This window comes from Fictibacillus norfolkensis, from assembly GCF_014836645.1.
In the GTDB taxonomy this organism is placed as follows: Bacteria; Bacillota; Bacilli; order Bacillales; family Fictibacillaceae; genus Fictibacillus; species Fictibacillus norfolkensis.
Map to the genome: position 1 here is coordinate 791,958 of NZ_JACSQM010000001.1, position 11,961 is coordinate 803,918.

Genomic DNA, 11,961 nt, shown 5'->3' on the forward strand with positions numbered 1-11,961 from the left:
GCACTCCTATTAAAAATTATTTTCAGCTTCTGCTAAAGTTGGATGCTGTTTATCCTTATCCGAGAGAATAGGATTGTTAACAGGCCAATCAATACTTAATGCAGGATCATCCCAAGCAATTCCACGGTCATGCTCAGGCGAATACAATTCATCAACTTTATATTGAACCTCGGTATCCACAGTGATTGTACAGAATCCGTGAGCAAAACCTTTCGGAACAAGAAGTTGGCGTTTATTTTCAGCTGATAAAATGAACCCTTGCCATTGCCCATAAGTTGGCGAACTCTTTCGCATATCAATTATTACATCATAGATTGCTCCGCGTGTTACACGTATTAATTTAGTTTGTGCTTTAGGTGCTAACTGATAATGCATTCCACGTAAAGTGCCTGACTGTTGTGATAATGAATGATTATCTTGAATAAAATTCATATCTATCCCATGCTTTTTATAGGTTTCCTCGTTATAGCTTTCCATAAAAAAACCTCGGTGATCCCCAAAAACTTTTGGCTCAATAAGTATCGCATCTGCAAATTTAGTTTCAAGTATATTCACTGTCAATCACCTGCTCAACATTGCTTCTAAAGTATTTTGATTTGCCAGTCTTAACATGTACTGTCCATATTCATTTTTGCTCAACGGTTCGGCTAGTTGAATTAATTGCTCTTTATTGATATAGCCTTTTCTAAATGCAATTTCTTCTAAACATGCAACCTTCAAACTTTGTCGTTTTTCTACCGTTTCAATAAATGTCGAAGCTTCCAGTAAGGATTCATGTGTACCAGTATCTAGCCACGCAAATCCACGACCTAATAGTTCAACTTGAAGTTTACCCCTGCGTAAATATTCTTCATTGACTGCTGTAATTTCTAATTCACCACGGTCTGAAGGCTTAATTGATTTAGCAATCTCAACAACATCATTATCATAAAAATATAAACCTGTTACTGCATAAGTTGACTTTGGATCAAGTGGTTTTTCTTCAATTGAAATGGCTTTACCACTTTCATCAAACTCTACTACTCCAAATCGTTCAGGATCTTTTACATTATAGCCAAATACTGTTGCACCTTCTGTACGTGATGCCGCACGTTCTAGTGTTCTAGTAAAACCATGACCGTAAAAGATATTATCTCCTAATACTAAAGCTACAGAATCGTTTCCTATAAAGTCTTCCCCAATAATAAATGCTTGAGCTAATCCATCTGGAGAAGGTTGTACTGCATATGATAACTTAATACCTAAGTCCCTGCCATCACCCAATAATTGTTCAAATCTTGGTGTATCACTCGGTGTTGAAATAATTAAAATATCTTTAATACCAGCAAGCATTAGTACGGATAAAGGATAAAAAATCATTGGTTTATCATAAATAGGTAATAACTGTTTTGATACAGCTCTAGTTAAAGGGTACAGTCTTGTACCACTGCCCCCAGCTAGTATAATTCCTTTCATTATGTTCGGCTCCTTTTTAATTTAAGAATAATGTCTCGTAATCATTCACTATTTTTTCCCAAGAATATTCATCAGTTATACGTTTTTTTGCCTTTGTAGACAATTCATTTATAAAGTCAACATCATATTGATCTACTTCATCCAAAAGAGCTGCTAAACTATTTTTTTCCTTATCAAAATAAACTGCTCCATTACTACCTACTTCTTTATTAAAAACTACATTTAATAACAAATTTACTTTTGTTGAAGCTAAAGCTTCTAATAGTGAAGGATTTGTGCCACCAACTTCATGGCCATGAAGGTAACCATATGCTTGCTCACGAATTTTTTCTAGCATGTCCTGATCGTAAACGGTGCCAACGAATTTAATACGCTTATCATTTTGAAATTGCGTTTTATTTAATAAATCTTTATAGAAAGTATTTTCTTCTACATTTGATATTATCACTAAGTCTTTATTAGAATTAGATTTCATAAATTCGCGAATCATAAGTTCATAGTTATTTTCTGGTACAAATCTTCCCACTATTAAATAATAGTTAAAAGGCACAACTTGGTTTCTATTATGCCATTCTGCAAGCTTATTAGAATCATCATGTAAAACCGAGGTCTTTACTGTTGCTCCGTAAGCTATATAGGTAGTTTTTGGTGAATAAGCAGCATAATCCTCTTTTATATAGGCCTCAATACCTTTCGAATCACATACTAATAAATCTGCATGTTTAACCATTAGTCGTTCTGAGTATTTCCAATATTGGCGAATATAATAATTCCACTTACTCCGTTTCCATTCATGACCATCAGGATTTACAAATAATGAAACCCCCATGTTTCTTAATTGTTTTTTATAAGTTGAAATAAAAGGGCCAATTCTGCAAGCCAAAATGTAAATTATCGCATTTTCTATATTCTTTTCTTTTATATAACGTATACATTCTTTCAAGCTTAAAACATCATATATGACTGCTCTAGCACTTCCCATATTGGGTACCTTCACATTAAAGCAGCGAACATTTTGATAATGAAATTCACTGTTTTCAGTGCTCATACAAGAAACATGGTATGATATATTCTCATTTACTTTGTAACGTGTTAACAGTTCAACAAACGTTTCAAAGCCTCCATACTGTGCAGGAATTCCTTTAGAACCTATTATAAATACATTTTTCATTTCTTTTCTCCTAAAACTGAATCGTACAGTCCTTCAATTAATAGATGATGATTCTTCATAATAGAATTGAAATCTTCAGAACAAATATTAGAATTCCAAATTTTAATTTCATCCCGATTATGAATAGCATATTTAATTGCAGCAGATAATTGTTCTTCTACTGGATCTACAATTAACCCTGTAGAATTATGTTTAACAAGATCCTTAAAGCCCACATAACTTGATACAATTGCGGGAACACCATGAGACAATGCTTCTAATCCAATAAAACCAAATGTTTCTTTCCAAATACTTGGAATAACCAATATATCAATTTTGTTAAAAATATTTGTTAAATCCTTGTGTTCGTATTTCCCATAAAAAGTTATATGTTCTCTATCTTTATCTAAGCTAATATTTTCGGCGTTGCCATATACATGTAAGTGCCAATTATATTCATCTTCTCCTAAAAGATTTATCAAGCTATTCCTTAATAATGGAAAACCTTTATACTTCTCTATAGGACCCAAAAATCCAATTTGTAAAGGGATTTTCTTATCATACTTTTTTAATACTCTATTATCTTTTATATCTGAATGAGTTATTGAGATTACATCACTTTTTGTAATTAGATACTGTTCATAAACTTGTTTTGAAACCTCACTATTAAAATGAATTTTATCCATTTTATTCAACATATTTAAATAATAATTTCTTAATTGTATAAAACTTTCTCCATTTGATTTTTGATTTTGGCTACCTTTATTTTCTTCAGAAGAATGAGTAGTATTTTCTTTTATTCTTTGTTTTTTATTTGATTTAAATTTTGATACTATTTTATTGTTTTTTAATGTTTTATATAAATGTGATTGCATTAGGTAAATCAAAGGCAGACTATAAGAATTTAAATTACAGGTTTCGCACTTTAACCCATTATCATAATCCCTACATACATTTCCAAAATGATCTATAAGATTTACTTTTGGACATATTCCATAATAATCGTGTGAGCTGAAAATCAATTTCACACCCATGCTTTTTGCTAAAATAAGAAATTCATCATGTATACCCATTAGTGTATGAAAATGTATAATATCAGGTTGTAACTTTGACAGAAAGTTATGATATGCATTCTGTTCTTTTAATTTTTCCATAAATATAGAAGGGTTTGTAATACCGCCTAGTAAAGGAATTGGTAATGGGTTAATTAATTCAAATGTTAAGATGCCATTGGAGCTATCATTACTTTTAATCTTTGTTTTTTTTATTACAGGATTTATTTGCCCAGGGTAAAGCAAATTAACAGAGTGACCAGCCTCTACTTGAGATATCATTAAATCTATAGAATATTTGGTAAGACCACCGGTGCGATAAGGAGGAAGTCCTAAACTGTAATGAAGTATTTTCATTTTTCACCTCTAAAAGATAAACTTCCTTCAATAAGACTCCATATTCTTGCCGATGAGTTACCATCTGGATATTTATAATGAGTCTCCAAACATTTTTTTCTTCTGTGTTTCCATTTTTCACTATCAAAGTGTCCCTGAAAAAGTAAATCTAATGCATTAAGAAGGTCCTTCGATTCTTTAACAGCTACTCCTGGTGATATATTCTCGTTATAAAAGTCAAAATCAATACCTCTCATTTTTTTATATTCCCCCTCATCGAAAATATAAGAAATGATCGGTCTGTTTAAAGGTAAGTACTCAATTGTAATAGAGCTATAATCTGAAATTAAAGCGTCAGCAGTGCATAAAGTTTCATATGAAGAAAAGTTAAATCCACTTGAAAGGAGGATTCTGCTTAAATTTAACTTTTTAAGTAATTCCTCATTAATGGTACCACCTAAACTATGAGGTCTATAGAGTAAAAATGCATTATTTAACCGAAGTAATTCATTTATAGAAACTAAATCATTTTCATTTAAAGGTGTTGAATTTAATTCAAGGTCTCTAAATGTAGGAGCATATAAAATAAGATAATCGTTAAGGGATACACTCATTTCCCCACGAATTTTTTTATTTATTTTTGCAACCTTTTGACTTGAAAAATAATAGTCATTTTTGGGTAATCCTAAAGGTAAATATTTATTTTTTGATATTTTATCTAATAGTGGATTTCTAAATTCTAGAGAATTTTGCCTTTCACTAGTAGTAATATAATAATTAGCCTTTTTTACAGATTGACATAACCGTAAAGTTTTTTCATCTACAAGTTCTTTATCTGAAGGGAATTTTTTTATGGCAGTCCCATGACCCATTGCTATACTTATTATTTGGCTTCTTTCTAATAATCGTGAAGGATAGTCAGATATTATTGCATCAAATGTTCTAAAATACATAAAATAAACTTTTTTTATTTTTGTAACCCAGTTTTTATTATTACTAGATTCAATAAGAACTAACTTAATCGTTTTATTTGAGTTTTCTCTTTTAAAATAGTCTATAAAAGGAATCATATTATTTAAATTCATAGAATGAACTATAAGAATTTTTTTCCTGTAATTCGGTCGATATTCTTCACTAAAAATAATAAAACAAGTTACTAAAGCAACCCAAAAGTATATATAGCTTACATAATTGAGTGTTGCTGCAATAGGATATGTCATTAAGAATAGAGTAAGTCCTTGGACCCTAAAATGGTGTGGATGATTATTGTTTTTTTCAATAAAATTTAATCCTCTAAAAATAATCCAAATAAATATTATTTGCATAAAAGTAAAAGATAATAACCCTACATGTCCAACAATAGATAACATATCATTATCAATAATCCATTCTTTAGAAGGAGTAATTCCTTTTCCATAGAGAGCATTAATTAAATTATTATTATACAATTCACTGACTCTATTATAAGTATCAATACGACTGTTAAAAGAATTAAAATTATGGGTTGGGAATATTTTATTTAATACTATATATATATATTTTGAAAAACTTACGTATCCCAAACTCGTCAAATAGAAAATAATAAATGTTATTTTTAATGTTAGATACCGATGTTTTTTGATAAAAACTAATATGCCATAGTACATAACTAAAATGGCACATGTTAAATATGCATTTCTTGTTAATGTCATATAAATTGTTACAAGAAAAAATATAATCAGCAGTGAATAGAAAAAAACATTTGGATTATTATTAATCTTTTTATTTATTTGTTGGTGGATTGTTGAAAAAAGTATACTAATTGCAAATACAGATAATATTCCTAATGTTAATCCACTATTAAGTAAGCCAAAAGCTCTGACCTGAGCACCCAAGTGATATAGCCATTCATAAGACGAGCTAGTTCCATTTAAATAATAGATTGCAAAAGATATTGGTTCTGACATGTACATTGTTTGTACTAAAGGATCACGATATATAAATTGAAAAATACCAATTAATGCGTTTAAAAAAATAAAACATATTGTGATAATTAAAAAAAATCTGATATTAATTTTTTTAACTTTAAATAGAATTATTAATCCAATTAAATATATCCAATAATAGCGTAATAAGATATCACCTATTACTTCCTTAGGTTTTATATCAGTTTGTACTATTATAATTAATGCCTGTAACGAAATGGTTGCGATAGTAATTAGAATAATGGTAAATTCTATTTTATTAATTGATTTTAATTTACCTATTTTAAAGGTCCCTAAAAATAGTACCAGACCTAAAATAAATAATATTTTCCAATCAGTTAGAAAAGATACATCATTTGATATTAACAGAGATGCGCGTACAATTAATATTTCTGTAATCATTAGTAACATTAATACTGCAATTGTAAATGTGTAAAAGTTACTGAATGATATAATTTTCCCTCTCATTACAAACCCCTTTAAAAATTTCTTTTCCTTTTTTTATTTATAAACATAAATTCCATAAACACTTTATTACCACAAGTAAAGTGTTTATACATTTTATTCTTAATTGTCCTTTTACAATGTAAAAATAAAAAATCTTTTAAAACAGTAGTCCAAATCAAATTTTTTCTGTTTTTCGACACTTCTTTTATAAAGTTCAACCTTGCTTCTAAGTAAATTTTATAACGGTGAAGTGGAACTGATGAAAAATCAAAAAATGATAAGTCATGATTTATCTTTGTTTCTAAAACGTAAACTCGATAACCTTTATTTTGAACTTCCAAAAATGTAATATGATCTAAATAATCGATTGGGTAATCTTCATTAAAACCGTTAATTTTTTTAATAGCACTTAAATTTATAAAACTGCAACTGTTTATTCCAGTAACTCTTTTTTGTTGAATACCTTTTATTTTATTGGGTGGTTCTTTAAAATCAAATGGTGTTTTAATAACAAGCGGAGATACTATTTTTTTCTTACAAATAACTTTTGGCATTACAATACCGATATTATTGTTATAATATTCTTTATTTTTTTGTAAAAACCCTAAAAATAATTCTTTTGTTAATGTGGAATCTTGATCTAACAATAAAATCCAGTGATTTTCAGGACAATTTTCCGAATCAAGAATTTTAACAGCTGAATTATAAGCTCTAGCAATCCCGATATTCTTTTGCTCACTTAAATATAAAATCTTAAAAACTTTATCATCAATTTTTTTTAAATATATCTTGTTGTGATGGATTATATCTCCATTTTCCGAATTATCTATTACAAAAATTTTATTTATGTGATTAATTAGCTCTTTATTTTCCTTTAAAGTCTTAAATAAAGTATTAAATGTAATGCTTTTGTCAATTTTTTGATTATATAAAACAATAGTAGGGTTTATTGTATCCATTTTATACCTATACTTTCTCTAAACTTTAATTTAAAGGAGTTATAACTTTATTCCTGTTATTCGTCTTAAAATATCTAACTAAATAAAAAAACATTGATAAAGATACTACAAATTCACAAATTAAAACTGAAGTTCCCATTCCGATAACCCCAAAAATCAATGTTCCTGCCGTCCCTAGAATCAGATTAAGAATAGCACCCTTGAATATTGAATTTCTTACACTTACTCTTTCGTTAAGAGGTAAAAGAGATTGAATACCCAGAAGATGGCCGAGGCTAATAGCAAATGGAATAAAAATCATTATATTTAGCAAAGATATTTGTCCGTTTGGAACATCACTTCCATTTACTAGTTCCAATATCCATTCACTATTAAAATTCAACACTAAACTCACCACAAGAATAAAGGGTGGAAACCATCCGAAAAATAAAAAAGAGATCGGAATCTTATATTTTTTTACTTCTAAATATGGGTTCTCATTAATTTTTTTACACACTATTGGATATACAGCTTGTGAAACAGCATTGGTCATACTGTTCAGTACCCCAATGATTTTTTCACATGTGGAATAAATACCCGTGGCATAAGGGCCTGCAATAATAGTTAAGATAATAGGATTTAGTGTTGTATAAAAAGTCCCCACAATATTAGATAAAAACATATCTTTTCCATAACTTAATTCTTCTTTCAAGTCTTCCCAACTAACTTGAACAAATTTAAATCCATATGTTCTTATTATAAAATAAGACAATATCATAGTAATGAATGATGGCACACCATAAATTAAACCCATTAAATAATAATCAGTTGTCTGGTTGATGTAAGCAAAAAGAAGTATCAGAGTTGTTAACTTAGAAATGAAAGTTAATAAAGAAACATAAACCATTTTGTTTATTCCTCTAAATAACCAAGCTGGTATTAATGATTGCCCAATGAAAAAAACAAAAAAACCAAACACAAACAATATTTCATCTCTATTTTTTATATAAAATAACCCTAGAATAGTTACTAATAAAATCACTAGTAGTATTATTATTTTATAAATATATATAGTACTAATTAACTTATTATCAATTTTACCTTTCACAGCAATTTTTTGAGTTGCTGTGAAATTAAAGCCAAAGTCAGAGATTATTAATAAAAATTGAACTATCGCTGTCGCAACTGCCACTCTACCATAGTTTTCAACACCAATAGTTCTAAGTAAATAAGGGATCATTATAAGTGGTAATATATAATTTAATCCCTGAACAAAACTCATTTGTAAAATATTGTTTACTGCTTGTTTATTTAATCTCATTTCCCAACTTACCTTTTTTACCTAATTTTATTGCATTTAATATTAATTTGTACTTCTTTAGACCATTTGCATTTTTTGGCATGTATTTTAAAAATACAAAAGTTAAATAAACAACTAAATTCAAATTATATATATAAACATTAGAATTGTTATTTTCTTCTTCAAAATATACACGATTACGGATATGCATTAATCCTCTATATAAATCATCAGCTTTAAAGAAACTCTTGAATAAAGGTTCTTTTTCAACCCTAAACCAAGAACGTTCTAAATCTTCAATTATACTATCCGTAACACATTTTATTTTATATCCTTTTCTAGTCAATCTATAAGTATAATCAAAATCATCGACATACAAAAAAAACTTTTCATTTGGGTAACCTACTTCTTGTAAAGCAGCCTTTGGAAACATTAACCCGCCATATGGAACATAATCACAAGATAAAATCTTTGGATCTATGTTACTCTGAACTGTTTTTTTCTTTTTCATTTTTTCAAAAATACTAAATTCAAAAAAAGTATTTTCTATTAACTTTTGGCCGTTATTTCTTATTAATTCTTCACGATCATTTCTAAAGGAAGAATACACAGTTTTTTCTTTATCTCTTGAATTTTTCTGTGCTATTATTATATTTTGTATAGCATTTTCATCTGGTAAATTGTCATCGTCTAACAACCATATGAATTTCCCTTTTTCCAATTCAGCTCTTTGAATCCCTTTTTTATAACCGAGAGCTGAACCTAAATTAACGTTTTGATTTACAACTATTACTTTTTCATTTAAATTTTTCTCGGTTAATTTTTCTTCAATAGAATAAGTAGAAGCGTTGTTTATAATAGTTATTGAATTTACTTCTTTAAAAGTTATAACTCTTTTAATAACTTTTTCAAGTAACTTCCATCTTTCTCCGTACGTTACTGTTACTACATCTACACTTTTATGAGAAATTAACATGTTGCTTTAAACTCCTTTTTTGTAACCTTACTAAACATTAATTCTAATTTTTTTACAATTAATCAATTACCCCAAGTTCCACAACATGTATTCTCACATGCACAAAAACTACGTAAGTACGCTTTGTCTAATCAATGTTGATGAAATACCTTCAGTTCTTGGTAAATAAATAACTTTACAATTATCAGATAAAAAATCAAATTTCCCTTCCCAGTCATTGCCCATTACAAATACATCAACATCATAATTTTTCAAATCTAAAACTTTTTGTTCCCAACATTCTTCAGGAATTACTTTATCAACATACTTAATAGATTGTAATATTTCGCTTCTGTGGCAATAGGAATAGTATGATTTCTTTCCTTTTTGTTCATTAAATTCATCTGTAGATAAACCCACAATTAAATAATCACCTAATGCTTTGGCTCGTTTTAATAAATTTACATGTCCATAGTGCAACACATCAAATGTACCGTAGGTTATAATTATTTTCTTTTTCATACTTCCCTCCTAATAAGCTCCTTTTTCAGGTTTTATCATTACTTTAATAGTTTTTAAAATAATTCGGAAATCTAATTTTAGATTACGAGTTCGAATATATTGTAAATCTAACTCCACCATTTCATTGAATCCGATATCACTTCTTCCATTTACTTGCCATAAACCTGTACAGCCTGGTACAACAAGTAACCTTTGCAAGTCATATTTCGTATATTCTTTTACTTCTCGTAATAGCGGGGGTCTAGGACCTACTAAGCTCATATCTCCTAATAATACATTCCACAATTGAGGCAATTCATCTATACTAGTCTTTCGAATTAAACGTCCTATATTAGTTATACGTGGGTCGTCTTTCATTTTAAACATTGCTCCAGTTGTTTCATTAAATTTCAAAAGGTCTTCAAGTCTATTTTCTGCATCTGATATCATTGATCGAAATTTATACATTTTAAATTCTTTTCCGTTTTTACCCACTCTTTTTTGAGTAAAGATTATTGGTCCTTTTGGATCTTCTAACTTTATTGCTATTGCAACTACTACAAAAATAATCCCTAGTAAAAACAGACCAAATAAAGATCCACTTATATCGATAATACGTTTTACAAGTAAGTAGCTTCTCTGCTGTTCAGCATTAATAGTTACACCAGTATGTAAGTGGATATATTCTCTTTCAGCTAAATTAGACACTGGGTTTCACTTCCTTACTAAACTTAATATAATCTTAATTAAATTGTTATTTTGACTATAAATATTTTGGTTATAATTACTGTGATATTAGGTCTACTTTGTTTTTCGTATCATTTTTTAATTGCTCTAATATACGCTCTAATTCCGGCATTAATTGTATACCTATCTCTATATCTCTTAGAGCAAACTCAAGAGTTGTGGTTATGAAACCCAATTTTTCTCCCACATCATAACGAGTACCTTCAAAATCATAAGCAAAAACTCTTTGAATTGAATTCAGTTTTTGTATAGCATCAGTTAATTGAATTTCTCCACCCGCACCGGTTTCATGTCTTTCAAGAAACTTAAATATTTCCGGAGTTAAAAGGTAGCGACCCATAATTGCAAGGTTTGATGGAGCTGTACCTTGAACTGGTTTTTCAACAAAATTGTTAACCCCATATAAACGGTGGTTTTGATAATCTGGATCTATAATTCCATAACGACTTGTTTCATTCTCAGGTACTTCTTGAACTCCAATTATTGATGAACCCGTTTTCTCGTATTGTTCAATTAGTTGCTTTAAACAAGGCTTTTCAGCTTGAACAATATCATCACCTAACAAAACAGCGAAAGGTTCGTTTCCAATGAATTTACGTGCACACCATACAGCATGTCCAAGTCCTTTAGGTTCCTTTTGGCGAATGTAATGAATGTCAGCCATTTTAGATGTATGCTGAACTTTTTTAAGAAGTTCTACTTTTCCTTTTTCAAAGAGATTTTGTTCAAGTTCAAAAGCGTGATCAAAGTGATCTTCAATCGCTCTTTTCCCTTTTCCTGTAACAATAATAATATCTTCAATTCCAGAAGCAATCGCTTCTTCTACTATGTACTGAATTGTTGGTTTATCAACGATAGGCAGCATTTCTTTAGGCATAGCTTTAGTAGCAGGTAAGAATCTAGTACCTAAACCCGCAGCTGGAATAATTGCCTTTCTGACTTTCATATTAATAACTTCCTTTGTAAATGATATTTTAATAAAATTAGTATAAATTTCTTGCCAAGTAATTTTAACACATATTTTTACAGTTAAGAACATATTTTTCAAATAAATTGTAAAAGTTTGTAGTTATTTGTAAATGTGTTAAACAATCAAGAGATTCAAAGTTAAGTTAC

At 29.0% G+C, this 11,961-nt stretch carries 11 protein-coding genes; all 11 read right to left on the minus strand.

All coding sequences use genetic code 11. From position 1 onward, the window contains the following. Window positions 1-9: 9 nt before the first annotated feature. The gene (gene rfbC, locus H9648_RS03840; protein WP_191752563.1) at window positions 10-555 is read right to left on the minus strand and encodes a dTDP-4-dehydrorhamnose 3,5-epimerase; all 546 of its coding nucleotides are present in this window, start codon (window positions 553-555) and stop codon (window positions 10-12) included. Window positions 556-561: 6 nt separating this feature from the next. Next, window positions 562-1,455, minus strand: coding sequence for a glucose-1-phosphate thymidylyltransferase RfbA (rfbA, locus tag H9648_RS03845; protein ID WP_191752564.1), 894 nt, complete (start codon window positions 1,453-1,455; stop codon window positions 562-564). 16 nt (window positions 1,456-1,471) lie between these two features. Beyond that, window positions 1,472-2,626, minus strand: coding sequence for a beta 1-4 rhamnosyltransferase Cps2T (cps2T, locus tag H9648_RS03850; protein ID WP_191752565.1), 1,155 nt, complete (start codon window positions 2,624-2,626; stop codon window positions 1,472-1,474). Then, window positions 2,623-4,014: a glycosyltransferase gene (locus H9648_RS03855; protein ID WP_191752566.1), complete on the minus strand. Its 1,392-nt coding sequence runs from the start codon at window positions 4,012-4,014 to the stop codon at window positions 2,623-2,625. Before H9648_RS03855 ends, cps2T begins: the two co-directional genes overlap by 4 nt. After that, window positions 4,011-6,425 (minus strand): CDP-glycerol glycerophosphotransferase family protein, encoded by a 2,415-nt coding sequence (locus tag H9648_RS03860; protein WP_191752567.1) that lies wholly within the window; start codon window positions 6,423-6,425, stop codon window positions 4,011-4,013. Before H9648_RS03860 ends, H9648_RS03855 begins: the two co-directional genes overlap by 4 nt. A gap of 11 nt (window positions 6,426-6,436) precedes the next feature. Further along, a complete protein-coding gene (locus H9648_RS03865) occupies window positions 6,437-7,363 on the minus strand; it encodes a glycosyltransferase family protein (protein ID WP_191752568.1) in 927 nt (308 codons plus the stop codon). Between the two features lie 25 nt (window positions 7,364-7,388). Then, window positions 7,389-8,663, minus strand: a complete 1,275-nt coding sequence (locus H9648_RS03870) for an oligosaccharide flippase family protein (protein ID WP_191752569.1) — start codon at window positions 8,661-8,663, stop codon at window positions 7,389-7,391. Then, entirely contained in the window at window positions 8,650-9,618 is a 969-nt protein-coding gene (locus tag H9648_RS03875) for a glycosyltransferase (protein ID WP_191752570.1), read from the minus strand. The genes H9648_RS03870 and H9648_RS03875 overlap by 14 nt, the downstream gene beginning before the upstream one ends. A 108-nt stretch (window positions 9,619-9,726) precedes the next feature. Then, window positions 9,727-10,119, minus strand: coding sequence for a glycerol-3-phosphate cytidylyltransferase (gene tagD, locus H9648_RS03880; protein WP_191752571.1), 393 nt, complete (start codon window positions 10,117-10,119; stop codon window positions 9,727-9,729). 9 nt (window positions 10,120-10,128) lie between these two features. Then, on the minus strand, window positions 10,129-10,779 hold the full coding sequence (locus H9648_RS03885) for a sugar transferase (RefSeq protein WP_318243480.1): 651 nt from the start codon (window positions 10,777-10,779) through the stop codon (window positions 10,129-10,131). A 103-nt stretch (window positions 10,780-10,882) separates the two neighbouring features. After that, complete coding sequence (gene galU, locus H9648_RS03890; protein ID WP_191752573.1) at window positions 10,883-11,791, minus strand: UTP--glucose-1-phosphate uridylyltransferase GalU; 909 nt, start codon at window positions 11,789-11,791, stop codon at window positions 10,883-10,885. Window positions 11,792-11,961 lie beyond the last annotated feature (170 nt).

Coding starts and splice junctions, on each gene's coding strand:
- rfbA (WP_191752564.1), bottom strand. CDS start 1,455: ATGAAAGGAATTATACTAGCTGGGGGCAGTGGTACAAGACTGTACCCT.
- H9648_RS03865 (WP_191752568.1), bottom strand. CDS start 7,363: ATGGATACAATAAACCCTACTATTGTTTTATATAATCAAAAAATTGAC.
- galU (WP_191752573.1), bottom strand. CDS start 11,791: ATGAAAGTCAGAAAGGCAATTATTCCAGCTGCGGGTTTAGGTACTAGA.
- H9648_RS03855 (WP_191752566.1), bottom strand. CDS start 4,014: ATGAAAATACTTCATTACAGTTTAGGACTTCCTCCTTATCGCACCGGT.
- tagD (WP_191752571.1), bottom strand. CDS start 10,119: ATGAAAAAGAAAATAATTATAACCTACGGTACATTTGATGTGTTGCAC.
- H9648_RS03870 (WP_191752569.1), bottom strand. CDS start 8,663: ATGAGATTAAATAAACAAGCAGTAAACAATATTTTACAAATGAGTTTT.
- H9648_RS03860 (WP_191752567.1), bottom strand. CDS start 6,425: ATGAGAGGGAAAATTATATCATTCAGTAACTTTTACACATTTACAATT.
- cps2T (WP_191752565.1), bottom strand. CDS start 2,626: ATGAAAAATGTATTTATAATAGGTTCTAAAGGAATTCCTGCACAGTAT.
- H9648_RS03875 (WP_191752570.1), bottom strand. CDS start 9,618: ATGTTAATTTCTCATAAAAGTGTAGATGTAGTAACAGTAACGTACGGA.